The sequence below is a fragment of the Mycobacterium pseudokansasii genome, from assembly GCF_900566075.1.
Taxonomy (GTDB): Bacteria; Actinomycetota; Actinomycetes; order Mycobacteriales; family Mycobacteriaceae; genus Mycobacterium; species Mycobacterium pseudokansasii.
Window position 1 is genome coordinate 4045092 of sequence record NZ_UPHU01000001.1, and the last position, 24242, is coordinate 4069333.

Genomic DNA, 24242 nt, shown 5'->3' on the forward strand with positions numbered 1-24242 from the left:
GGCTTGCCAGCGCCCACGATTGGTGTCACATAGCAAAGCTATGCAACGATGGGGCCATGAGTTCATCCGCCGCCACCGACCAAGCCGGGGCAGTGGTGCCCCATCAGGGTCTCGGCGCCGATTTGCTGGGTGTGGTCGCGCGACTCAACCGGCTGGCGACCCAACGCATCCAGATGCCGTTGCCGTCGGCGCAGGCCCGGCTGCTGGCAACCATCGAAGCCAAGGGCGAAGCACGCATCGGCGACCTCGCCGCGGTCGATCACTGTTCCCAACCCACGATGACCACACAGGTACGACGCCTCGAAGAGGCCGGTCTGGTGACCCGGACGGTCGACCCCGGCGATGCCCGCGCGGTCCGCATTCGGATCACATCGGAAGGGCAGCGCACGCTGGCCGCCGTGCGGGCCGACCGTGCTGCCGCGATCGAACCGCAACTGGCCCGACTCGGACCGGCGGACCGGCAGGTGTTGGCTGAGGCCGTCGAGGTGCTGCGCCGGCTGCTCGACAACGCGGCGGCCACCCCGGGCCGCAACACATTGTGACCGTCGCGGTGCATCCTGGATAGATAGACCCGCCCGCCGGGTACTCAGTCAATATCGATCGTCGCTGCGGTGACGACATTCGGTGACGAAAGGTGGCGGCCGCATCTTGATACCGAACGCCCCGCCGTTGACCGTCTGGTTCGGATCGATGCGGTACGTCTTTGCCCCGGGCCGTGACGTGCTGGCGGGGTCCGGCGAGCACTGCGACATCCGCCTGCACCACCCCGGTCCTGGCGGCCGCCCCGCCCCGGATGTGGTGCTGCGGTTCCAGGGCACGCATTGGGTGGCCATGGACGGCAGCGGCAACGGCATTTTCGTCGACGGCACCCGGCTGTCGGCAGTCGACATCCGCGACGGCCAGACGATCGCCATCGGCGACCCCCGCCGGGGACCCCGGCTTACCTTCCAGCTCGCCGCGCCCGCGGGAGCGCCGACGGCATCGGCCGATCCGCCGCAGGCGCACCGGCCGACCCCGCCGCCTACCGGTCAGTGGCGCAAACCCGGGAAACCGACCGAGCAGGCCACGCAGCGGATGCCGGCCACGTCGATCACCCGCCCAGAACCCGCCCAGGCGGCGGCGCAGCGCATCGTCGCAGAGTCGGCGACCCAGCGAATCCCCGCGGCCCCGACGTTCGGCAGGGCTACCAAGCCCATCCGATTGACACCACAGGAAACGCCGCCCGCGCCGGAGGCCGGGCACCCGCCACCGGCTGACCAGCCCGCGCCGGCGGGTGAGCAGCCCGTGCAGGCGGCTGAGCAGCCCGGGGGACGCGGTCTGTTCGAGCGGATGACCGGTGCCACCCGGAAGCTGCTCGCGGCGGGACCCGACGCCGGATCCGCGGAGGAGGGGCCGACAACCAGCCGGCTGCCGCTGACACCCGGCGCGCGCACGGTCGGCGTGGCGGCATATCGATTGGGACTGACCGTCGACGGGCGCGAACTGCTTTCTGACATCTCGTTCACCGCACGGCCGGGAACGTTGATCGCGGTCGTCGGGCCGTCGGAAAACCGCACCACCGCCTTGATCGAGCTGCTTGCGGGCCTGCGGCCGCTCGGTTCGGGAGTGCTGACCGTGGACGGCCACGACGTGCAGGCCGAGCCCGACTGGACGAGATCGCGCATCGGGGCAGTGCCGCGCCACGATGCGGTACCCGGCTGCCTCACCGTCGGCAAGGCCCTGGGTTACGCCGCCGAGCTGCGGCTACCGCCCGATACCACTCCCGAGACCCGCGACCGGGTGGTGGACCATGTTCTCGACGAACTCGAACTGACGCCGCATCGCAACACCCGGGTGGCCAAACTTGCGCCCGAAATGCGCCGGTGCGCGTCGATGGCTGCCGAACTGGTCTCCCGGCCGTCGCTGCTGGTGGTCGACGAACCGAACGCCGGGCTGGATCCGGCGCAGGAAAGCCACGTCATGGCGATGCTGCGCCGACAGGCCGACCTCGGCTGCGTCGTCGCGGTGGCGACGACGTCGCTTGCTCACCTGAACTTGTGCGACCAGGTGTTGCTGCTCACCCCGGCCGGCACCTTGGCTTTCGCCGGGCCGCCGGTGCAGCTGGAACCGGCGATGGGCACCACCGACTGGTCCGAGGTTTTCGCGCAGGTCGACGCCGATCCCGGCGGTGCGCATCAGGCGTTCCTGAACCGCCAGCAGGCATCTGGATCACTACGGCCGGCACCGCCCGCGGTGGCGGCTCCCGGGCGGCCGCCCGCCGAGCTCACTGCCGACCAGCAGCTCGGGCTGGCGATTCGTCGTCAGGTCCGCCTGTTCGTCGCCAGGCGGGTGTCCTTGCTCTGCCTGTTGCTGCTGCCGTTTGTGTTGGGCGGCTTGACGCTGCTGATTCCCGGAGATTCCGGGTTCGACCGCGCTGGCCGGTCGGCGCCCAACCCGCACGAGGCGACCGAAATCCTGGCCGCGATGAACCTCGCCGCGGTGCTGATGGGCATCCTGTTGACGATTGGCGATCTCGTCGGCGAGCGGCAGATCTTGCGGCGCGAGCAGTCTGTCGGGTTGTCGACGCCGGCCTACCTTGTCGCCAAGCTCACGGTGTTCGGCCTGGTCGCGGCGATCCAGGCCGCCATCCTCACCGCCATCGTCGTCGCCGGCAAAGGTCCGCCCGTCCATGAGGCGGTGCTACTGCGCAATGCCACTGTGGAGCTCTACGTGAGCGTGGCAGCCACGGCCGTCGTCTCGATGATCGTCGGCCTGGCGCTGTCCACGCTGGGCAGGTCGAAGCGGGAGGTGCTGCCGCTGGCGGTGCCGGTGATCCTGGCGTCCGCGCTCTTCGGCGGCGGGCTGCTGCCCCTGGTGGGCACCTGGGGTTTCGACCAGGTCGCCTGGCTGATTCCGGCCCACTGGGGCTTCGCCGCAGCGGCCTCCACCGTTGATCTGCGGCGGGTCGACCCGCTGGCGGCCCATAACGGGGTGTGGACGCACTACACCGGCTGGTGGGCCTTCGACATGGCCATGCTGGCCATCATGGGTGCGTTGTGGGCCGGTTTCGTGTTGTTCCGGCTACGTCCGCCCGGTCACGGCATGACCGCCCGATCGTGACGTCGCGGGCCGCTCACAGCACGGCCGCGATCAGCAATCCCACCAGATAGGTGGCTGCCACGGCGGCGGCGCCGAAGATCAGTTGCCGCGACGCCGCCCACCACACCGCTTTGCCGGTGAACCGGGAGGTCAGGCCGCCGGCGACCAGCAGCCCGGCCCCGCCACATGCCAGCCCGGCAACCAACGACCCGAAGCCGAGCAGGTAGGGGATCAGCGGCAGCAGCGCCCCGATGGCGAACATCGCGAACGACGACCCGGCTGCCACCCGCGCCGACGGCTTGGCGGCCGGATCGACGCCGATCTCGCGCACCAGGTGAAAGTTGACCGCTTGGTTCTCGTCGCGGTGAATTTCGTCGGTGGCGATCTCCGCGGTTTCCGCGCTCATACCCAGCTCCCGCAACATCGCAACCAATTCGGCCCGTTCGTCGTGCGGACGCGAGCGCAGGGCCCGACGCTCGAGATGGACTTCGGAGTCGATCTGCTCGTTGGCCGTGGTCACCGACGTGTATTCGCCCAAAGCCATGGAGAACGCGCCGGCCAGCAGCCCGGCGATACCGCTGACGATGGTGGCGTGGACACTTTCGGCCGCGGCCACACCGGCGATCAGGCTGGTGTTGCTGACCAGGCCGTCCATCGCGCCGAAGGCCGCCGCCCGCAACCAGCCGCCGCTGACGTCGGAGTGCGAGTGCCCGACGTCGAAGGCCGGTTCGCCGGATTGACCCGATTCGCCCGGCCGTGACCCGGGTTCAGGATTCGCCATGGCGCTATCTAAACCCACAGGGGCGAAACGACATATGTGCCTTCCGTATTCGGACACCGATGTCGTCTGTTGGCCCACACTGTGGTTGACGGGGTTACGGTTCGGGTATGGCGCCGGACATGACCAACACTGCCGACACTGCCGAACATCTGCGCAACGCCCTCGACGGGCGCTTCCGCGACGTGAAAAACGACATGCGCAAGAAGCTGAACCTGGAGATCTTCCGCCCGCACTACACACCCAACACCGTCATCGCCCGCGCCAAGGTGGCCGAGCAGATGCAGTTGTTGGCCGCCGCGGGCGCCGCCGAAGACAGCTTTCGCAAGGAGCATGGCGGCACCGGCAACGTGGGCGCGGCGATCACGATGATCGAGATGCTGGCCATGTCGGATCTGTCCCTGATGGTCAAGGCCGGAGTGCAGTGGGGCCTGTTCGGCGGTGCCGTCGAGAACCTGGGCACCCAGCGCCATCACGAGGAGTACGTGCCCAAGATCATCAACCTCGGCATCCGCGGCTGCTTCGCGATGACCGAGACCGGGCACGGCAGCGACGTGCAGTCGTTGGAGACCACCGCCACCTACGACGCCGAGACCGAAGAGTTCGTCATCGACTCCCCCACCCCGACGGCGCGCAAGGACTACATCGGCGGGGCGGCCGAAACCGCGCGCCTGGCAGCGGTTTTCGCGCAACTGATCACCACCGGAAACGGCGAGCAGGTCAACCACGGGGTGCACTGCTTCCTGGTCCCGATCCGTGACGACGAGGGCAACGACCTGCCGGGCGTGACGACGTCGGACTGCCTCTACAAAGGTGGCCTGCCCGGCGTCGACAACGGCCGAATCATGTTCGATCACGTCCGTATTCCGCGGGTGAATCTGCTGAACAAGTACGGCGACGTCGCACCGGACGGCACCTACAGCTCGCCGATCGAAAACGCCAGCCGCCGTTTCTTCACCATGATCGGCACGCTGATCCGCGGCCGGGTGACGGTCGGCGGCAGCGCGGCCGCGGCGGCACGCGTCGCGTTGGATATAGCCACCCGATATGCGTTGCAGCGCAGGCAATTCGGCGCACCCGACGACGACAACAACGAAGTTCTGATCATGGACTACCTGGTCCACCAGCGGCGGTTGTTCCCACTGATCGCGCGGTCGTATGCGCTGCAGTTCGCCCAGAACGAGCTGGTGTCCAGGTGCCATGACATGCAAACCGCAGACGACCCGGACGCCGAGGAGCAGCGTGAGCTGGAAGCCCGGGCCGCGGGGTTGAAGGCCGCCAACACCTGGCACGCCAGCCGCGCCATCCAGGAGGCCCGGGAGGCCTGCGGCGGAGCCGGTTACATGGCCGAGAACCGGCTGATCGCACTGCGTGCGGACACCGACGTGTTCACCACGTTCGAGGGTGACAACCACGTGCTGACCCAGCTGGTCGCCAAGGAGCTGCTGACCGCCTACGCCGACGACATCCGCAGCATGAGCCCGGTGGAATGGGTGCGCTTCGCCGCCAACACCGTCGGTCAGCGGGTGCTGAAACGCACCGCGGCCGAGACCATCATTCAGACGGTCGTGGACGCCCGCCAGGACAACGAGGAAGAGGGCAGCCTGTTCAACCGCGGCACCCAGGTCAAGATGTTCGAGGACCGTGAGGAGTATCTGCTGTCCTCGGTGGCGCGGCGGCTGCAGAGCAAATCCAACGAGATGTCGGCGTTCGACGCCTTCAACGCGGTTCAGGATCACGTGCTGCACGCCGCGCAGGCACACATCGACCGGGTGGTGCTGGAGGCATTCGTCGCCGGGATCGAATCCTGCCCGGACCGCGAGGCCCGCGAAGTGCTCGAGGCGGTGTGCGACTTGTACGCCTTGTCGGTGATCGAGGACGACAAGGCCTGGTACATCGAACACCGGTTCCTGTCGACGGAACGAGCCAAGGCGGTCACCCGCGGCATCAACGACCGGTGCCGGGTGCTACGCCCCCACGCCAAGACGTTGGTGGACGGCTTCGGGATCCCCGAACCGTTGCGCTACGCCGAGATGTTGCATCCGGAGAACCTGCCCGACTAGCTCAGCGACCCATCAGCTCGACGGCGGCCGGCTGCGCCACGAGCTCGACGGCGGCCGGCTGCAGAGCCGGAATGTACCCCACCGGCCGGCGAACGTAGACCTTCCACGTCAGGGCGGCCGCACCGGCGTAGAACGCCATGAAGATCCAGAACGCGTCGGTCGCGGCCCCGGTGGCCACGTAGGACTCGCGCAGCGCCAGGTTGATTCCGACCCCTCCGAACGCACCCAAGGACGCCACCAGCCCGATGGCCACCCCGGAGATCAGCCTCGACCAGTCCCGGCGCTCGGCTTCGCCGAGATCCGAGCCGAGATGCAGCTCGCGGCTGCATGCCTCGAAAATCGTCGGAATCATCTTGTACACGGACCCGTTGCCCAACCCGGACAGGATGAACAACGCAATGAAGCAGACGAAGTAGCCGGCCATGCTGGCTCCCCGCATGGGGCCGCTGTGCCGGTCTTCCAGGCTGCCGGCGCCGATCAGCAGCCCGGCAACCAGCGTCATAGCGACAAAGACCACCAGGGTGAGACGGCTGCCGCCGAGCCGGTCGGCCAGCCGGCCGCCGTAGACGCGGGCCAGCGCGGCCAGCAGCGGTCCCAGGAAAGCCAATTCGGCGGCGTGCAACGCCGCCTGCGCGGTGCTTTGACCGGCTGCCACGAAGTTGGTCTGCAGCACCTGCCCGAATGCGAACGAAAACCCGATGAACGAGCCGAAGGTGCCGAGGTAGAGCAGTGCCAGCAGCCAGGTGTCGCGAATGGCAAGGACAGCGGAGATGATCGGGCGCAGCCGGTTGGCCTTCACCCGGTGTTGCTCGACGTTGTTCATGAACAGCGCCACACCGATGGCCCCGCCGGCCAGCAGCACCGCGTAGAGCCCACACACCAGGTACGGCTTTCCGTCCCCGAACACGGCGATGATCAGCAGCCCGACCAACTGGATGGTCGGCACCCCGAGATTTCCCACGCCGCCGGCAATGCCGAGCGCCGAGCCTTTCAGCCGATGCGGGTAAAACGCGTTGGCGTTGCTCATCGACGCCGCGAAGTTACCGCCGCCCAGCCCGGTCAGCGCCGCGCACACCAGATACGGCCACAACGGCAGCCCCGGATGAGTCAACAGCACCAGCGTGCCGATGGTGGGGACCAGCAGCGCGGTCACCGAGAAAATCGCCCAGTTGCGGCCGCCGAAGATCGTCGTGGCCAGCGAGTACGGCAGCCGCGTACACGCCCCGACCAGGGTTGCGACGGTGTCGAGCATGAATTTGTCGCCGGCGGAAAAACCGTAGACGCTCTGGGGCATGAACAACACCAGTACCGGCCACAGCGTCCACACGGAGTAGCCCAGATGCACGGTGACCACCGACCAGAACAGATTGCGCCGGGCAATGACCTTGTTGCCGGCTTCCCATGCCGCGACATCCTCGGCGTCCCAATGCGAAATATGCCGCGAGCCAGTCCTGCGCCTTGCTGAAGTATCCGAATTGTGCTGAGCGTGGCCGGAATTGCTCAGCGGCTCCTCACGTTGCAGCAGCATCTGCTGTTCCATCACTCTCCTTAGCCCCGGCCACGTTGCTTCCCGCCGGGAAACAACCACGAACTCCCAGAGTGCCAAACTTGCAGTCGCGCGGCACGTTGTGGGCAGCCTGAATCTGCTGAAGAACAGCTGAACAAGTCCTGTAGGCGCCTACCGTGACCGGTTGGCTACGTCGGCGTAACCAACTGTGGGCCAATGCTATTGGTCGCTATTGGTCGCTATTGGGTCGCTATTGGGTCGCTATTGGGTCGCTACAGGCCGCTACGGGTGCGGTATCGGGCCCAGTGCCTTCAGCTTGCCGTCGAGACCTATCTGAAATCGAACCGTGCCCATACCGCTGGGACAGCATTCGGGATCACCGCCGACTCGCCACCGGTACTGGACCGTCACGGTGTCATCACCAGGAGGCAGCACCGTGATGTAGGGCTTCGGATCGGGGGTCGGCGACCCCAACGGGGTGTTGCGGTCGAAGAACAGCAATTGTTGCGGAGTCGACTCCGAGGCGATGGTAGGGATGATCTGCACCCAGTACAGCCGGCATTTCCTGGTGTGTCCCCGCGCGATTTCCACCCAGCTGGAGCCAGGCACCTCGATCGGAACAGCGGCTATGGACTGTCGCACCGTCTCGGCTGCCGGGCCGTCGGACTGCTTGCAGGTATCCGGCGGCGGAGGCGGCGGTGTCGGCGATTTCCCGGCGCAACCCGCAGCCCCGGCAATTCCGGCGATCCCGAGCATCACACCCAGGCACAGACGAATCAGAGTCGGCCGCCTACGCACCACCTGGCGAGCTTAGCGAAATCTGTGCAGTACCAGGTAAATCTCTGTAGGCGAACCTCTTGGGATCTCCTCAGATCCCGTCCGGGACGAACGCCGAGAGCTGGGCGAAAACTGTGAATCTTCCCCACGTTTCGTCACAACTGCGGGTGTGGCGGCGCGAGGGGCGTCACCGCAGGTCAGTCGCGGGTAATCTGGCCTCGAGAACACCGGTCGATGACGACCTGGGATGAGCGGGTCGGCCTGAGGGCCCGATCGACGGGCTCACCGGTTTCCAGCAACGCACCGGCACGTTTAACCCGGTGCGAGAAGACCGTAAAACGGCCGAAACGTCGCACATCCCGTACCGAAACATCCCTGTCGCAGGATTTGGCGAATACCCCGTTGCACAGCGGTGTGTAAGCAGCGGCTGTGAGAAAGGAAGTAGGCGTGTCCAGGGAACTCATGGCGCCCGGTAAGGACGCCGTGGAGACTATGTGCGCCTATTGCGGCGTGGGCTGCGGCATTGTGCTGCAGGTCACAACGGACGCGGAAACCGGAAAGCGCCACATTGCCAAGTCAATTGGCCGCACCTCCCATCCGGCCAACTTTGGGCGGTTGTGCACCAAGGGGGCCACGACGGCAGACCTGCTCGCCGCGCCGGGACGGCTGGAGTCGGCATGCCTGCGCAATGACCGTGGAGAGCCCCTCGAGCCGGTCGGCATCGACGACGCCATCACCCAATGCGCCAAGCGGTTACGCGACATCATCGACGAGCACGGCCCCGACGCCGTCGCGGTGTACGTATCGGGACAGATGTCGATCGAGGCCCAGTACCTGGCCAACAAGCTGACCAAAGGGTTCATCGGCACCAACCAGATCGAGGCCAATTCGCGGCTGTGCATGGCGGGGGCCAGTTCGGGATACAATCTGTCGTTGGGCGCCGACGGACCGCCCGGCTCGTATCAGGACTTCGATCAGGCCGATCTGTTTCTGGTCATCGGCGCCAACATGGCCGACTGCCACCCAATCCTGTTCCTGCGGATGATGGAACGCGTCCAGGCCGGCGCCAAATTGATCGTCGTCGACCCGCGCCGCACCGCGACCGCCGACAAGGCGGACCTGTTCCTGCAGATCGCTCCCGGCACCGACCTGGCGCTGCTCAACGGCTTACTGCAGCTGATCGTCGAAAACGGCCACACGGACCCGCATTTCATCGCCGAGTTCACCGAGGGCTGGGAGGTGATGCCGAGCTTTCTCGAGCAGTTCCCACCCGACAAGGTCAGCGAAATCACCGGTCTTCCTGTCGAAGACATCCGCACCGCAGCGCGCTGGATCGGCGAAGCCACCAACTGGATGAGCTGCTGGACAATGGGACTCAACCAGAGCACCCACGGCACCTGGAACACCAACGCGCTGTGCAACCTGCATCTGGCCACCGGCGCCATCTGCAAGCCGGGCAACGGCCCCTTCTCCCTCACCGGGCAGCCCAACGCCATGGGTGGACGCGAAATGGGTTATATGGGGCCGGGTCTGCCGGGACAGCGCTCGGTGCTCTCGGCCGCCGACCGCGAATTCGTGGAGCAGCAATGGGGCATTGCCCACGGGTCGCTGCGCACCGAAGTCAGCGCCGGTGTGGTCGATATGTTCTCCCGGATGGCCGCCGGCGACATCAAGGCATGCTGGATCATGTGCACCAATCCCGTAGCCACCGTGGCTAATCGGAAGACTGTGCTGGCCGGGCTGGAGAAGGCCGAATTGGTGATCAGCCAGGATGCGTTCGCCGAGACCGAGACCAACGAGTACGCGACCGTGTTGCTGCCCGCGGCCCTGTGGGCCGAGTCCGAGGGGGTGATGGTCAATTCCGAGCGGACCCTGACGTTGTTCCAGAAGGCCGTCGAGCCGGTCGGGCAGGCACTGCCGGACTGGCAGATCATCGCCCGGATCGCTTGCGAGATGGGCTATTCGGAGTCGTTCAGCTACCAATCCGCCGCGGAGGTGTTCGAAGAGATCAAGCGGTTCTCGAACCCGGCGACCGGATACGACCTGCGCGGGGTCAGCTACGACAGGTTGCGGCAGACACCGTTGCAGTGGCCCTGCCCACCCGAAAGCGATGGCCGCAGCCCGATCCGCTACCGCAACGACGGGGTCAGCCAGACCCTGTTGGTTCGCGACGACGGGACGGTGCCGCGGTTGGCGTTCCCGACCGCCAGTGGGCGTGCGGTGTTCTTCGCCCGTCCCCATCTGCTGCCCGAGGAGATGCCCGACGGTGACTACCCGTTCCTGCTCAACACCGGGCGCCTGCCGCACCAGTGGCACACACTGACCAAGACCGGAAAGGTGGCCAAACTCAACAAACTCAACCCGGGACCGTTTGTCGAGATCCATCCCGATGACGCCGCACAACTGCACGTCTGCGACGGCGACGACGTCGAGATAGCGTCACGTCGCGGTCGCGCGGTGTTGCCCGCCCTGGTCACCGACCGGGTGCGGCCCGGCAACTGTTTTGCTCCCTTCCACTGGAACGACGTCTTCGGCGAGTACCTCTCGATCAATGCGGTCACCAACGACGCCGTCGACCCGATATCACGGCAACCGGAATACAAGGCGTGTGCGGTCACCTTGACCAAAGTCGCCCAAACCGCGGCGTGGCCACGTTCGGCAGACGAACCCAGCGGGGCCGACGCACCCGAACCGGAGTTGCTCACCGACACCCCGCGCCTCGCTGTGGCCGACATCGACGCGCTCGCCGAATTCCTCGGAGTGGCAACCGAACCGATGCCCCAGTTCGGTCCGTTCGCTCGTTCCTACCTTGCCGGTTTGCTGGCGGGGCTGCGCACCGAAACCGGTCGGCGCATGGCCGGGGTGCCCACCGTGCCGGTCAGCGCTCCCTTCGACACGCCCACCCGGCTGTGGCTGACCGGCCTACTCGCGGGAATGTTCGCGCGCGCCGAGATGCCGCAACCGGTGCCGGTCATGCGGCCCCACGGTGCCGACGGCGACCGCCAAAAGCCCACTGCGGCAACCGCCCCGATCGTGGTGTTGTGGGCGTCGCAAACCGGGACGGCCGAAGAACTCGCCGCTGACGTCGCGGCGCAACTGCGTGCGGCCCGGCTGCCGGTCGCATTGCACGGCATGGACGAGTTCCCGGTGTCGCAGCTGCCGACGGCTCAGCAGCTGCTGCTGATCACCAGCACCACCGGGGACGGCGAGCCACCGGACAACGGCGCAGCTTTCTGGCGGGCGCTGTCGGCTGAAACCGCGCCGCAGCTGGCCGGCACCCGCTACGCCGTCCTGGCGCTGGGCGATTCCAACTATGGCAACTTCTGCGGTCACGGGCGGGCGCTGGACCAGCGCCTGGCCGAACTGGGAGCGGCCCGCATCATCGACCGCGTCGACTGCGAACCCGACTACGAGGATCCTGCCGCCGACTGGCTGAGCCGGGTTCTGCACGAGCTGCGCGGCACGGTGTCGACCACGGCCACAACGCTTCAGGCGTCGCCGACGGCTACCCCAACACCACGGGCGTTCACGAAAAAGAACCCATTGATCACCAACGTGGTCCGCAACACCACGCTCAGTAAACCGCGTTCAGGAAAAAACGTGCGGCAGTTGGTTTTTCACGCACCCGAGCAAGCGGTCAGCTACGAAGCCGGCGACGCGCTGGGGGTGTGGCCCCGCAACGACAGCCGGCTGGTCGACGAATGGCTGACGGTGACCGGACTGAATGGCCACACCGAAGTCGATGTCGCCAATCACGGGTCGATGTCGCTGCGTGCGGCATTGACCGATCGGCTCGAGATCGCGCACATCAGCCCCGCCCTGCTGCGCTTCGTCCAGCAGCGCACCGCGGACTGCGACGTTGCCGGCCAGCTCGCCGACCTGATGCGCCCGGAAAACAAAGCCGCGCTTGCCGATTGGTCCTGGGGCCGGCAGTCAGTCGACCTGCTGGCTCAGGCGCCGGTCACCGCAACCGCCGACGAGTGGCTAGCTGTACTCAAACCGCTTCAGCCGCGGCTGTATTCGATATCGTCCAGCCCCAAACAGCATCCGGGGGAAGTGCATCTGACCGTGTCGCCGGTCCGGTACAACTTCCAGGGCGTGCCGCGGCGCGGGGTGTGCTCGACCTATCTGGCCGACCGCTCCCCTAGCGACGAGATCGCGGTCTATGTAAAGAAATCCAGCAGTTTCCGGCCCCCCAGTGACCCGCACACACCCATGATCATGATCGGTCCGGGAACCGGTATCGCGCCCTTCCGGGCTTTCCTGCAGGAGCGGCGCGCGCTCGGCCACACCGGGCCGAACTGGCTGTTCTTCGGCGAGCAGCACGCCGCCACAGACTTCTACTACCGTGAGGAAATCCAGGCGATGCACGCCGACGGCTTCCTCACCGAACTCGACCTGGCATTCTCGCGCGATCAGCACGAGAAGGTCTACGTGCAGCACCTGATGCGCCGGCGCGGAGCGCAGCTGTGGCGATGGCTGCAGGACGGCGCGCAACTGTACGTGTGCGGCAACGCCGACCCGATGGCTAAAGATGTCGACCGCACGCTGTGTGACATCGCCGCCGAGCACGGACACCTCGAGCCCGAAGCGGCCAACGCCTACGTGCAGTCGCTGAGCGCGGCCAAGCGCTACCACCGCGACGTCTACTGACCCGATCTGTTCCTCTTGGGGCTCTTCACGGTGCGCTCACGTCCCCGGCGTTACCGTGACTTGACGCATCAGGTCACGGACGGAGATGGTGATGAGCGATGCCCGCGTGCCCCGGTTTCCGGCCGCACTGTCCACGCCGAGCCTCAATCGCGGGGTCGGCTTCACCCACGAGCAGCGGCGACAGCTTGGGCTCGTCGGTCGCCTTCCGTCCGCGGTACTCGCCCTGGACCAGCAGGCCGACCGGGTGTGGCATCAATTGCAGAGCCTGGCCACCGATCTGGGCCGTAACCTGCTGCTGGAACAGCTGCATTACCGCCACGAACTGCTCTACTACAAGGTGCTGATCGACCATCTGCCCGAACTGATGCCGGTGGTGTACACGCCCACGGTCGGGGAAGCGATCCAACGGTTCTCGGATGAATACCGTGGGCAGCGCGGGCTGTTCCTCAGCATCGACGAACCCGACGATGTCGCGGCCGCATTCGAAACCCTGGGCCTCGGACCCGACGACGTCGACCTGATCGTGTGCACCGACGCCGAAGCCATCCTGGGCATCGGCGACTGGGGCGTCGGCGGCATCCAGATCGCGGTGGGCAAACTGGCGCTCTACACCGCCGGTGGCGGCATCGATCCCCGCCGCTGCCTGGCGGTGTCGCTCGACGTCGGCACCGACAACGAGCAACTGTTGCAGGACCCGTTCTACCTGGGCAACCGGCACGCCCGGCGCAGTGGCGCCGAATACGACGAGTTCATCAAGCGCTACATCGAGACCGCCCACCGGATGTTTCCGCGGGCGATGCTGCACTTCGAGGACTTCGGGCCGGCCAACGCGCGGATGATCCTGCAAACCTACGGTGCGCAGTACTGCGTGTTCAACGACGACGTGCAAGGCACCGGCGCGGTGGTGGTGGCCGCCATCGACGGGGGATCGCACGTCACCGGCGTCGGGGTCCGCGACCAGAAGGTGATCGTCTTCGGGGCCGGCACCGCGGGCATGGGTGTCGCCGACCAGATCCGGGACGCCATGGTGGCCGACGGCGCCACCGTCGAGCAGGCGACGTCGCAGATCTGGGCCATCGACAAGCAGGGGCTGCTGTTCGACGACATGGAGGGTCTGCGGGAATTCCAGCTGCCGTATGCGAAAAACCGAAACCGGCTGGGCGTCCAGCCCGCGGCACGGATCGGCCTGGTCGACGCGATCAAGCTGGCCTCCCCGACCGTGTTGCTCGGCGCCTCGACGGTCTCCGGCGCGTTCTCCCAGGAGGTCGTCGAAGCGATGACGGCATCGTGCGAACGCCCGATGATCTTCCCGCTGTCCAATCCGACCTCGCGGATGGAGGCCATGCCGGCCGACGTCCTGACATGGTCGCACGGCAAGGCTCTGGTTGCCACCGGCACCCCGGTCGGGCCCGTGGAATCCGACGGCACCACCTATACCATCGGCCAGGCCAACAACGTGCTGGTTTTTCCGGGCATCGGTCTGGGCGTCATCGTGGCCGGAGCCCGGTTGCTGACTCAGGGTATGCTCCGCGCGGCGGCCAAAGCCCTTGCGCGCCGGGCTAATCCGACCCAGCCCGGGGATTCGCTGTTGCCCGACGTTCAGGACCTCCGCGGGATTTCGGCGACGGTCGCCGAGGCCGTCTATCACGCCGCAGTCGACGACGGCGTCGCCACCAAGGCCCATGACGACGTCGCACGAGCCATCGTCGAGACCATGTGGCTGCCGGTCTACGACTGAATGCGGACGTAATCCCGCTCAGCCGGCGTTCATGCCGCCCTCGGCGATACGGCGTACCGCGCTGACGAACACGTCGACCTCGTCGAAGGTGTTGTAGAAGGCGAACGACGGGCGAACCGTGGCCTCCAAGCCGTAGCGACGCAGAATCGGCTGGGCGCAGTGATGTCCGGCACGCACCGCGATGCCCTCGGCGTTGAGCGCCTTGCCGACCTCGAGCGGCTCATGGCCGGCCAGCACGAACGACAGCACACTGGCCTTCTCGGTCGCGGTGCCCACCAGGCGGACACCGGGCACATCGGCCAGCCGCGGGGTCGCGTACCGCAACAGCGCATGCTCGTAGGCGGCGATGCGCTCGACACCCACCCGCTCGACGTAACGCAACGCCTCGCCGAGACCCACCGCATCGGCGATGTTGCCGGTGCCGGCTTCGAACTTGCTCGGCGGCTCCTGATACAGCGAGCGCTCCATCGTGACGTCGGTGATCATGTTGCCGCCCCCCTGCCACGGCGGTGTCTCGGCGAGAACGTCCTCGCGCCCGTAGAGCACACCGATTCCGGTGGGGCCGTAGACCTTGTGCCCGGAGAACGCGAAGAAGTCAGCTCCGAGCTCGGCAACGTCGATCGGCAGGTGCGGAATCGACTGGGCACCGTCGATCAGCACCCGGGCGCCGTAGCGGTGTCCGAGCTCGACAATCTGGTGTACCGGCGTCACGGTACCGAGGGCATTCGAGACATGAGTTGCCGCAACGAGTTTGGTCTTCGGACCCAGCAGCGCCTCGAACTCCGACAACAGCAGATTGCCGGCTTCATCAACCGGGGCCACCTTCAGCACGGCACCGGTCTGCTGGGAAATAAGTTGCCACGGAACGATATTGGCGTGATGCTCCAAATGGGTGATGACGATCTCGTCACCCGGGCGCAGATGCTTTCCACCCCATGCGTAGGCCACCAGATTGATGGCCTCGGTGGTGCCGCGGACGAAGATGATCTCTTCGTCGCGGGCGGCGCCGATGAATCGACGGACGGTGTCGCGCGCCTCTTCGTAGGCATCGGTGGCCCGGGCGGCCAGCTCGTGCGCGGCACGGTGGATGTTGGAGTTTTCGTGGGCGTAGAAGTGCGCGAGCCGGTCGATGACCACTTGCGGCTTTTGGGTGGTGGCCGCGTTGTCGAACCAGATCAACGGCTTGCCGTTGACCGTCTCCCGAAGAATCGGAAAGTCGGCACGCACGGCCTCGACGTCGAAGACATCGATCGCCCGGTGATCGTCGGCCGGCTTGGGCACCGAGTCGGCCTCGGTGAGCAAGGGGGTGAGGAAGGCGTAGTTGCGCTCGTCACCGAGCGGCGTATCGCGGCGGGCCGGCACCGTGTCGGACCAACCGAGGTCGCCGACCGACGGCGCCGCACGCGGCCATTCGGGCCGCGGAACCGGCATCGAATCGTGCGGAGCGATCGGAACGTGGGGCGCCGCGCCGGCCAGCACCCCCGGAACCGTCGGCACGATGCCTGAACTCGGTACCGCGAACGCCGTCAGCCCGCCGGCACCCGGTGGATACCGATCCGCCAGGCCGGCAGCTGCCGTGGATGCCGCCGGCGCCGCCGTCGTATCCGGAACGCTTCCGCGCAGAGCCACCGGTGCCGTCTGCGGCGGCCCCTCGGGCTCCGGTGACGTCGGCGCCGGAAGGTAGATGTCGGCTACGCCGACGGACGGAACCGCAGCCGGCGCCACGTCGAACGCGCCGGCAGCTGCCCGCCCGGCCGCTGCTGCGGCCGTCGTGTCGGGCATGTTGCCGCGCGGGGCCACCGGAGCCGCCTGCGGCGGGCTGTCGAAGCCCGGCCGAATGCCGGCGGCGTAGAGCTGACCGGCAAATGCGGCCAGCTCCGCGGCGCTGATCGGCGCCTCACCTGCGGCGTCTGGCGCCGGGTACTCACTTGTACTCATGGAACTGGTCCACCGCCACGTCGTCGAGCACGGCAAGCGCATCGTCGGTGAGCACGGCCAAGGACGTGTAGAGGGTCACCAGGTAGGTCGCGATCGCCGATTGGTTGATGCCGGTGAACCGCACCGACAGCCCCGGCGCCTGCTCCCCCACCAGCCCGGGCTGGAACAGGCCTACCACGCCCTGGCGTTCTTCGCCGGTGCGCACCAGGATGAACTTGGTCTTGCCGTCGACAACCGGCACCTTGTCGGAGGGAATCAGCGGGATGCCGCGCCAGGTGATGAACTGCGCGCCGAACAGGCTCACCACTGGCGGCGGCACGCCACGGTAGGTGGCCTCACGGCCGAACGCCGCAATCCCCTGGGGGTGGGTCAGGAAAAAGCTGGGCGTCTTCCAGACCTTGGTGATCAGCGCGTCCAGATCGTCCGGCGTGGGCGCTCCGGCCAGCGTCCGGATGGTCTGCCCGGGTGTCGCCTGGGCAAGCAATCCGTATTCGGGGCTGTTGACCAGTTCGAACTCCTGGCGCTCCTTGATGGTTTCGATGGTCAGCCGCAACTGCTGCGCGATCTGGTCGTGCGGGCTCGAGTAAAGGTCGGACACTCGGGTGTGGATATCGAGCAGCGTGGAGATGGTTCGCAGCGTGTACTCCCGCGGGCTGGTCTCATAGTCGACGTAGGTCTCCGGCAGCGGCCCGTCCGTTCCGGCGCCCGCTTCGGCCTTGATCGCCACCCGTTCGGGGTTGATCACCCGGTTCACCCGATAGATACCCGCTTCCACCGGCACCCAGCTGAGCAGATGCAGCAACCAGCGGGGCGTGATCGTCGACAGCTGCGGGACCGTCTTGGTGGCGTTGGCAAGCTGCCTGGCAGCAAGATCACCCAGTGCCTGAGACTCGTTTTGCGGCGAACTCATCGTTGTCCCTTCCGTGCATGATCGATCCCTGCGCAGGCACCGGGCCTGGAGGTCGGGCGCAATCATCGTCGGCCGCGCCCAGACGTGCGCTGAGAGCGTATTCGACGCGGTCGCCCGGGCAAAGCGTTACATCATCGCTGAGCCGAACAGCTGATATGCGGCATGCCTTATAATGGATGCCATGCAACAGGCCGTACCGCTGCGCTTTGTCCTTACGCGCTGCATCGCCGCGGACTGTTGTTGTTGCTGCTGTTGATTCCTGACGTCTTCTGACCGTTCAGCAATCGTCGCGCTGCGGCGCTTCACACCTTGATGACGCGCGCGACCCAAAGTCTTCAGGAAGAGCAACGACCCCTATGACTGTCTTGTCCATCCCGCACCGCGCGCCGGCCCCGGTGGCGACCCGTCGGCGCATCCGGGTACGACCGGCCACCGAGTTGACCCGGATGACCCGCTACCGAGGCGGGACCTACTCACACACCGTCGACCGGATCGTGTTCGCCGACGGCACCACCGCCCGCACCGACCTGATCAGGTTGAACCCGAACGTGCAGGCCTACTCGCTGGATTTCACCGGCGTCGCACCACACCAGCCGTCGCCCTACCGCCTGGGCACCTGGTCCGCCCTGCCACATCTGCGCACCCGCGACTGCGAAGCCGAGGTGGACTGGATCCTGCGCAACTCTTTCCCGATGTGCCCGATCGCCGAGCTGAGCCGACGGCTCCGCGCCGCCGGGTATCCGCTGGGGCCGGCCAACATCAGCGAACACGAAGCCATCGCCGCAACGCAGGCGGCGATCTGGTACTTCACCAACGGCATGACGCTGGACACCCGCCCGCTCAATGCCCCCCTCGCGGTGCGCCGCGGACCGGGACCGGTGCTCACCTTCGAATTCGACGGGCGGCCACAGCTGGGCGGCTATTCGCTGTGGACGGCGTCCGACACCCCCGTGGCGGTGAAGCTGCAAAAGTCGACGGATGGCCTTGTCTGGCAAGACATCTCCGGATCCCAACTGACCACCGATGCCGGCCGAGGACGCTACCAGCGCACCCTCGGCGTCGGCAGCACCTTGTCGACCGCCAGCCACGGATACGGCGCGCACGGCTACCGCTGCTACCGGCTGGTCGCCACCTCCGACACCACGCCGGTGATCGACCACGTCGACTTCTGGCTGACCGGTTCCAGCCACTATCGCAACGCCGATCGAGTGGTGCATCTCTACAACTATCTGCTCGCGGGGGCATACACGGCCTTGCGGGACGACGGCGATCCGCACCTCCTCGACACCGCCGCCGCTGTCGACTCGGAACTCGTGGGGCCGTTCCGGATCCGAATTCCGTTGACGTTCAGCGTGCCTGACGGGCACGAGCTGGTCGACGCCGACGGGCGTGCCGTCACCGGAACCGTTCAACCCGGTGCGGACTTCTACCTGCGCCGAGCACCCGGCACCACGGCGACGACACTGACTGCCACGACTACCCACCACCACCTGGGTGGACGGGTGCTGACCGGAGTGGCGTTGGAGAGTACGACTCAGCGGCTCACGCCGGTTGCGCTGACGACACCCGTGCACGTGACAATCGAGTTCGACATCAACTGGCAGGCCGCGGAGGCGCGCGCCGACATCGCTGGAGACCGCCAATGACCATCGCCGAAAACATCACCCAACTGATCGGGGGCACGCCGCTGGTCCGGCTGCGACGGGTCACCGACGGCGCAGTGGCCGACGTGGTGGCCAAGCTGGAATCCTTCAATCCGGCGGGAAGTGTGAAGGACCGCATCGGGGTAGCCATGATCGACGCCGCCGAGAAAGCGGGCCTGATCAAGCCGGACACCGTCATCGTGGAGCCGACCAGTGGGAACACCGGTATCGCGCTGGCGATGGTGGCCGCCGCGCGCGGCTACAAGTGCGTGCTCACCATGCCCGACACCATGAGCATCGAGCGACGCATGCTGCTGCGCGCTTACGGCGCCGAGCTCGTGCTCACCCCCGGCGCCGACGGCATGGCAGGCGCCATCGCCAAGGCCGAAGAACTGGCCAAGACCGACGAGCGGTATTTCATCCCGCAGCAATTCGAAAATCCGGCCAACCCCGCGGTCCACGCCGTGACCACTGCGGAGGAGGTGTGGAAGGACACCGACGGCAAGGTCGACATCTTCGTGTCGGGCATCGGCACCGGCGGCACGATCACCGGTGTCGCGCAGGTCATCAAGGAACGCAGGCCGTCGGCGCAGTTCGTGGCCGTGGAACCGGCCGCGTCGCCGGTGCTGTCCGGGGGTCAGAAGGGACCACACCCAATCCAGGGCATCGGTGCCGGGTTCCTCCCGGCGGTGCTCGACATGGGCTTGGTCGACGAGGTCATCACCGTGGCCAACGACGACGCGTTCAACCTGGCCCGCCGGCTGGCCAAGGAGGAAGGTCTGCTCGTCGGCATCTCCTCGGGCGCGGCCGCGTGGGCCGCGGTGGAAGTGGCCCGTCGGCCGGAGAACGCCGGCAAACTCGTGGTCGTCGTACTTCCCGACTTCGGCGAGCGTTACCTGAGCACGCCGTTGTTCGCGGATCTGAGCGATTAGCCATGCTGGCGCAGATTCGGCGCGACATCCGGGTGGCCAGGCAGCGCGACCCGGCCCGGCCGACCGCATTGGAGGTCGTTTTCTGCTATCCGGGTGTCCACGCGGTGTGGGGCCACCGGATCAGCCACTGGCTATGGCTGCGCGGCGCGCGGTTGGCCGCCCGGGCGTTGGCGGAACTCACCCGCATCCTGACCGGTGTCGACATCCATCCCGGCGCCGTGCTGGGCTCGGGCCTGTTCATCGATCACGCGACCGGCGTGGTCATCGGTGAAACCGCCGAAGTGGGTGACGACGTCACGCTCTACCACGGCGTCACGCTCGGCGGCACCGGAACCGATATCGGTAAGCGCCACCCCACGGTCGGTGACCGGGTGATCATCGGGGCCGGGGCCAAGATCCTGGGCCCGATCAAGATCGGCGACGGCAGCCGGATCGGCGCCAATTCCGTTGTGGTCAAAGAGGTTCCGTCCGCCGCAGTGGTGGTCGGCGTCCCCGGGCAGGTCATCAGCCGTAACGGTTCGTCCAGACACGACGACTCGGTGTTGCCCGACTTGGTGGGGGTCAGCCTCCAGTCGCTGCTCAGCCGGGTGGCCAGGCTGGAGGCCGCAGCCGACCACCACCCGCCGGCCGGACGGGTGATCCGACCGCCCGAGGCCGGTGTATGGCATGGCGAAGATTTCTCCATCTGATCTATCTGAGGAAGACCCGACTATGACGACTATGACTACTATGAAAGGCATGGCGAGCCGATGAGCTCGATCGCAATCGCTTCGATGGCGCTCATCGCAGCGTTGACAGGTGCGACGGCGATCGGTTGGACGGTCAATCGACGGTCCGGCGTGCTGCGGGAAACCGGCTCCGCAGTTCACCAGGACGCCTCCGATCTCGGCCTGTCCGACACCGGTCCCACCGTCGTGCACTTCAGCGCCGCGTGGTGCGGTCCGTGCGCAGTGGTGCGCCGTGTGGTCGACGAGGTGTGCGCCGGATTGCCCGATGTGGCACACGTCGAGATCGACATCGACACCAATCCGGTGGCCGCACAGCGGATGGCCGTGCTGTCGCTACCCACCACGTTCATTTTCGACGCGGACGGGCGGCAGCTGTACCGCACCGCGGGGGTGCCGAAGGCGGCCGATCTGCGGGCAGCGTTGCAGCCCCTGCTCACCTGAGACCTTTGGTAAAAGGAGTGGTCTTGATGCCGAGTAATCCTGGACAAGTGGACGTCCGCGGTCCGCGGTTTGCCGCGTGGATCACCACGACGGTCCTCGTCGTGGCCTTGATCGTCTCGGTGTTCAGCACCAAGGCGGCGGCGGTGATACTGGTCGCCCAGGCGATCGTCTTCGCCATCAGCGCGCTGCGCGGTCCGCGCAACAGTCCCTACGGCCTGCTGTTCGCCAAGCTGGTAGCGCCCCGGCTGGGACCGGTGACACAGCGGGAACCGGTGCCACCGCTGAAGTTCGCCCAGCTGGTCGGACTTGTTTTCACGGTCATCGGAATCGTCGGCTTCGCCGTGGCGGTCCCGGTGCTGGGCGTGGTCGCGACCTCGTTCGCGCTATTCGCCTGTTTCCTGAACGCCGCCTTCGGCATCTGCCTGGGTTGTCAGCTTTACCCGTTGGTCGCCCGACTCCGCCGAACACCGATGGCCAAAGCGCCGCATGGCTGAGCGATACCGAGCAGGCCGCCAACGAGCCGGCGGCGGGCGATAAGGCCGGTGCAGACCGAGCTCCCCCGGAAGGACTCGAACCTTCAACCCTTCGGTTAACAGCCGAATGCTCTGCCAGTTGAGCTACAGGGGACCGTCGCGTCCGCGCCAAGGTTGTCGCGGATCGCGGGACGACTCTAGCGTACTGGCATACCCGCGCCAACTTGCGGGATCAGCCAGACTGCCGAGCCCCGTCGGTGGGAACTCGCCTCGCAGGATTGGCACGCCCGCACTCGGGCGGATGAGGCAGGATAGAACGAACCGCGCTGATAGTCGGAGGGACCGCTTTGATCGGGTATGTCGCCGTGTTGGGGATTGGGTACGTGTTGGGGGCGAAGGCCGGCCGTCGCCGCTATGAGCAGATCGCCGGCACCTACCGCGCGCTGACCGGGAGTCCCGTGGCCAGGTCGATGATCGAGGGGGGCCGCCGTAAGATCGCCAATCGAATCTCCCCCGACTCGGGCTTTGTGACGGTGACCGAGATCGACGAGCAGACGGCCATCATCGAGCGGGCCGAGCGGATCGAACGGGTTGTCGAGCGCCAGGCGAAATAGCGCGCCGACGCCGTATCATCCTCACGCGGTCAGGTCGTTGCCGCTGGCCTGCTCCAGTAGGCTGCGCCGGTAGGCCTCCATGGCCACCAGATCGCCGAACAGCGCGTGATACTCGTCGCCCTGTTCGATCGGCGACATACGCTGCAGCTTGGACTTGACTTCGGCGATCTGCCGGCCCATCCACACCTCCTGTAGGCGGGCCAGCACTCCGCCGATATAGCGCGGCAGCTTGTCGTCGTCGACCGCAATCGCCTCAACCGCCAGCTCGTTGATCAGGCCGGTGGTCAACGGCGACGTGGTCTGCCGGGACACCATGTCCATCCACTGCGCCCCGGTGACCCCGGCCGATGTCCCTCCCGCGGCCTCGATGGCCGCACGCACGGCCGAGTATCCGGGGTGGGTGAAGCTCTCGACGGTCAGGGTGTCGAAAACCGGTCCGGCCAGCGCCGGATACTGCAGGGCCGACTTGAGCGCCTCACGCTGCGGCCACAGTGTCGGGTCGCGGGGGTCGGGACGAGCGGCGGCGGGTTCGGTCGAAGGCGCATCAGGGGGCTGCTGCGTCGCCCGCCGGGGCGCCTTTGATCCGGACGATCCGGGACCACCCCTACCCGGCGTTTTTGCGGTTCTGGCCTGACCGCGCACCCGGTCGACGACCTGGGCGACGTCATCCCAACCGACCCAGCCGGCCAACTGCCGGGCGTACTCGTCGCGCAGCATCGGGTCTTTGATCTGGCCCACCATCGGCACGCACCGACGCAACGCAGCCACCCTGCCCTCGGCGCTGTTCAGGTCCGTCTCGGCGAGCGCGGACCGAATTGCGAACTCGAACAACGGAGTTCGCCGTGCCACCAGGTCCCGCAACGCCGCGTCTCCCGAAGCCAGCCGCAGGTCGCAAGGATCCATGCCGTCCGGCGCGACCGCTACAAACGACTGACCCGCCAGGTTCTGTTCGCCGTCGAGGGCCTTCAGTGCGGCGGCGCGGCCGGCGGCGTCGCCGTCGAAAACATAGATCAGCTCGCCGCGGAAGAAGCTGTCGTCCATCATCAGCCTGCGCAGCATGGCCAGGTGCTCGTCGCCGAATGCGGTGCCGCAGGACGCGACCGCGGTGGTGACCCCGGCCAGATGCATGGCCATCACGTCGGTGTAGCCCTCGACGACCACCGCCTGATGTCCCTTGGCTATGTCGCGTTTGGCCAGGTCGATGCCGAACATCACCGCCGACTTCTTGTACAGCAACGTCTCCGGGGTATTGACGTACTTGGCTTCCATCGGGTCGTCGTCGAACAGGCGCCGCGCCCCGAAACCGACCACCTCGCCGGCCGACGACCGGATGGGCCACAGCAACCGCCGATGAAACCGGTCCATGGGACCGTGCCGGCCCTGCCGGGACAGTCCCGCCGCTTCCAGCTCCTTGAACTCAAAACCCTTGCGCTGCAGATGCTTTGTCAGAGAGTCCCAGCCCGACGGCGCGAACCCGCAGCCGAAACGACGCGCCGCCTCGGCATCGAAGTTGCGCTGGGTCAGGTAGTGGCGGGCCGGTGCGGCCTCGTCGGATTCCAGAGCAGCCGCATAGAACTCGGCCGCGGCGGCGTTGGCCGCGAGGAGCCTGCTGCGACTGCCCCGGTCGCGCTGCACGCTGGTGGCCGCGCCGGTGTAGCTGATGGTGTAGCCGATCCGGTCGGCCAGCAATTCGACCGCCTCCACGAAGCTGACGTGCTCGATCTTTTGGATGAATGCATAGACGTCGCCACCTTCACCGCAGCCGAAGCAGTGGAAGTGACCGTGGTTGGGCCGCACATGAAACGACGGTGACTTCTCGTTGTGAAACGGGCACAGGCCGCGCAGCGAGTCCGCCCCGGCGCGCCGCAGCTGCACGTAGTCGCCGACCACGTCCTCGATGCGGGCGCCGTCGCGGATGGCCGCAATGTCGCGGTCGGAAATCCTGGAGCGCCCAGCCGGACTCGACATC

At 66.9% G+C, this 24242-nt stretch carries 16 protein-coding genes, 1 tRNA gene and 1 pseudogene; 11 read left to right on the forward strand and 7 right to left on the reverse strand.

The features are described 5' to 3' along the window. Window positions 1-56 precede the first annotated feature (56 nt). Together EET10_RS18300 and EET10_RS18305 are read left to right on the forward strand one after the other, a co-directional pair. Window positions 57-542: a MarR family winged helix-turn-helix transcriptional regulator gene (locus tag EET10_RS18300; RefSeq protein ID WP_036402354.1), complete on the forward strand. Its 486-nt coding sequence runs from the start codon at window positions 57-59 to the stop codon at window positions 540-542. A gap of 148 nt (window positions 543-690) precedes the next feature. Continuing rightward, the gene (locus EET10_RS18305; protein ID WP_099188465.1) at window positions 691-3099 is read left to right on the forward strand and encodes an ATP-binding cassette domain-containing protein; all 2409 of its coding nucleotides are present in this window, start codon (window positions 691-693) and stop codon (window positions 3097-3099) included. 13 nt (window positions 3100-3112) lie between these two features. Here the strand turns inward: EET10_RS18305 and EET10_RS18310 are convergent, their stop codons facing one another. After that, on the reverse strand, window positions 3113-3859 hold the full coding sequence (locus EET10_RS18310; protein WP_063468223.1) for a VIT1/CCC1 transporter family protein: 747 nt from the start codon (window positions 3857-3859) through the stop codon (window positions 3113-3115). A 107-nt stretch (window positions 3860-3966) separates the two neighbouring features. On the opposite strand from EET10_RS18310, the gene EET10_RS18315 reads away from it, so the two are divergent. After that, window positions 3967-5919: an acyl-CoA dehydrogenase family protein gene (locus tag EET10_RS18315; RefSeq protein ID WP_036402348.1), complete on the forward strand. Its 1953-nt coding sequence runs from the start codon at window positions 3967-3969 to the stop codon at window positions 5917-5919. Here EET10_RS18315 and EET10_RS18320 read toward each other — a convergent pair. Together EET10_RS18320 and EET10_RS18325 are read right to left on the reverse strand one after the other, a co-directional pair. Next, window positions 5916-7459: pseudogene (locus EET10_RS18320) on the reverse strand (nitrate/nitrite transporter). The gene EET10_RS18315 and the pseudogene EET10_RS18320 overlap by 4 nt on opposite strands. Before the next feature lie 249 nt (window positions 7460-7708). Next, the gene (locus tag EET10_RS18325; RefSeq protein WP_423793637.1) at window positions 7709-8224 is read right to left on the reverse strand and encodes an LppP/LprE family lipoprotein; all 516 of its coding nucleotides are present in this window, start codon (window positions 8222-8224) and stop codon (window positions 7709-7711) included. Between the two features lie 441 nt (window positions 8225-8665). Between EET10_RS18325 and EET10_RS18330 the strand changes: the two genes are divergently transcribed. Together EET10_RS18330 and EET10_RS18335 are read left to right on the forward strand one after the other, a co-directional pair. Further along, entirely contained in the window at window positions 8666-12856 is a 4191-nt protein-coding gene (locus EET10_RS18330; protein ID WP_063468221.1) for a bifunctional nitrate reductase/sulfite reductase flavoprotein subunit alpha, read from the forward strand. 91 nt (window positions 12857-12947) lie between these two features. Further along, on the forward strand, window positions 12948-14594 hold the full coding sequence (locus EET10_RS18335) for an NAD-dependent malic enzyme (RefSeq protein ID WP_063468255.1): 1647 nt from the start codon (window positions 12948-12950) through the stop codon (window positions 14592-14594). A gap of 18 nt (window positions 14595-14612) precedes the next feature. Here EET10_RS18335 and EET10_RS18340 read toward each other — a convergent pair whose 3' ends face one another. Both EET10_RS18340 and EET10_RS18345 read right to left on the reverse strand, forming a co-directional pair. Next, entirely contained in the window at window positions 14613-16532 is a 1920-nt protein-coding gene (locus EET10_RS18340) for a family 2A encapsulin nanocompartment cargo protein cysteine desulfurase (RefSeq protein WP_063468220.1), read from the reverse strand. After that, complete coding sequence (locus EET10_RS18345; RefSeq protein WP_023365582.1) at window positions 16519-17442, reverse strand: family 2A encapsulin nanocompartment shell protein; 924 nt, start codon at window positions 17440-17442, stop codon at window positions 16519-16521. Before EET10_RS18345 ends, EET10_RS18340 begins: the two co-directional genes overlap by 14 nt. Before the next feature lie 356 nt (window positions 17443-17798). Here EET10_RS18345 and EET10_RS18350 point away from each other — a divergent pair, with 356 nt between their 5' ends. Genes EET10_RS18350 through EET10_RS18370 form a run of 5 tightly spaced genes read left to right on the forward strand, consistent with a single transcriptional unit; the run spans window position 17799 to window position 21680 of the window. Next, window positions 17799-19088, forward strand: coding sequence for a TQXA domain-containing protein (locus tag EET10_RS18350; RefSeq protein WP_063468219.1), 1290 nt, complete (start codon window positions 17799-17801; stop codon window positions 19086-19088). Further along, window positions 19085-20017, forward strand: coding sequence for a cysteine synthase A (gene cysK, locus EET10_RS18355; protein WP_063468218.1), 933 nt, complete (start codon window positions 19085-19087; stop codon window positions 20015-20017). Before EET10_RS18350 ends, cysK begins: the two co-directional genes overlap by 4 nt. A 2-nt stretch (window positions 20018-20019) precedes the next feature. Next, window positions 20020-20706 carry a serine O-acetyltransferase gene (gene cysE / locus EET10_RS18360; RefSeq protein ID WP_036402340.1) on the forward strand — a complete coding sequence of 229 codons (687 nt, stop codon included), beginning with the start codon at window positions 20020-20022 and terminating at the stop codon, window positions 20704-20706. A gap of 60 nt (window positions 20707-20766) precedes the next feature. Beyond that, entirely contained in the window at window positions 20767-21186 is a 420-nt protein-coding gene (locus tag EET10_RS18365; RefSeq protein WP_036402338.1) for a thioredoxin family protein, read from the forward strand. Between the two features lie 26 nt (window positions 21187-21212). Next, window positions 21213-21680, forward strand: coding sequence for a DUF4395 domain-containing protein (locus tag EET10_RS18370; RefSeq protein WP_063468217.1), 468 nt, complete (start codon window positions 21213-21215; stop codon window positions 21678-21680). Window positions 21681-21740: 60 nt separating this feature from the next. Here EET10_RS18370 and EET10_RS18375 read toward each other — a convergent pair. Then, a tRNA-Asn gene (locus EET10_RS18375) sits at window positions 21741-21813 on the reverse strand. A gap of 193 nt (window positions 21814-22006) precedes the next feature. Here EET10_RS18375 and EET10_RS18380 point away from each other — a divergent pair. Next, window positions 22007-22273 carry a hypothetical protein gene (locus tag EET10_RS18380; protein ID WP_063468216.1) on the forward strand — a complete coding sequence of 89 codons (267 nt, stop codon included), beginning with the start codon at window positions 22007-22009 and terminating at the stop codon, window positions 22271-22273. A gap of 21 nt (window positions 22274-22294) precedes the next feature. On the opposite strand, the gene dnaG is transcribed toward EET10_RS18380, so the two are convergent. After that, window positions 22295-24241 (reverse strand): DNA primase, encoded by a 1947-nt coding sequence (dnaG, locus tag EET10_RS18385; protein ID WP_122502384.1) that lies wholly within the window; start codon window positions 24239-24241, stop codon window positions 22295-22297. Window position 24242 lies beyond the last annotated feature (1 nt).

Bases quoted from the DNA above. Each gene is read 5' to 3' on its own strand.
- EET10_RS18345 (WP_023365582.1), bottom strand. From the start codon at position 17,442: ATGAGTTCGCCGCAAAACGAGTCTCAGGCACTGGGTGATCTTGCTGCC.
- cysK (WP_063468218.1), top strand. From the start codon at position 19,085: ATGACCATCGCCGAAAACATCACCCAACTGATCGGGGGCACGCCGCTG.
- EET10_RS18350 (WP_063468219.1), top strand. From the start codon at position 17,799: ATGACTGTCTTGTCCATCCCGCACCGCGCGCCGGCCCCGGTGGCGACC.
- EET10_RS18310 (WP_063468223.1), bottom strand. From the start codon at position 3,859: ATGGCGAATCCTGAACCCGGGTCACGGCCGGGCGAATCGGGTCAATCC.
- dnaG (WP_122502384.1), bottom strand. From the start codon at position 24,241: ATGTCGAGTCCGGCTGGGCGCTCCAGGATTTCCGACCGCGACATTGCG.
- cysE (WP_036402340.1), top strand. From the start codon at position 20,020: ATGCTGGCGCAGATTCGGCGCGACATCCGGGTGGCCAGGCAGCGCGAC.
- EET10_RS18330 (WP_063468221.1), top strand. From the start codon at position 8,666: ATGGCGCCCGGTAAGGACGCCGTGGAGACTATGTGCGCCTATTGCGGC.
- EET10_RS18340 (WP_063468220.1), bottom strand. From the start codon at position 16,532: ATGAGTACAAGTGAGTACCCGGCGCCAGACGCCGCAGGTGAGGCGCCG.
- EET10_RS18315 (WP_036402348.1), top strand. From the start codon at position 3,967: ATGGCGCCGGACATGACCAACACTGCCGACACTGCCGAACATCTGCGC.
- EET10_RS18300 (WP_036402354.1), top strand. From the start codon at position 57: ATGAGTTCATCCGCCGCCACCGACCAAGCCGGGGCAGTGGTGCCCCAT.
- EET10_RS18370 (WP_063468217.1), top strand. From the start codon at position 21,213: ATGCCGAGTAATCCTGGACAAGTGGACGTCCGCGGTCCGCGGTTTGCC.
- EET10_RS18365 (WP_036402338.1), top strand. From the start codon at position 20,767: ATGAGCTCGATCGCAATCGCTTCGATGGCGCTCATCGCAGCGTTGACA.
- EET10_RS18305 (WP_099188465.1), top strand. From the start codon at position 691: ATGCGGTACGTCTTTGCCCCGGGCCGTGACGTGCTGGCGGGGTCCGGC.
- EET10_RS18335 (WP_063468255.1), top strand. From the start codon at position 12,948: ATGAGCGATGCCCGCGTGCCCCGGTTTCCGGCCGCACTGTCCACGCCG.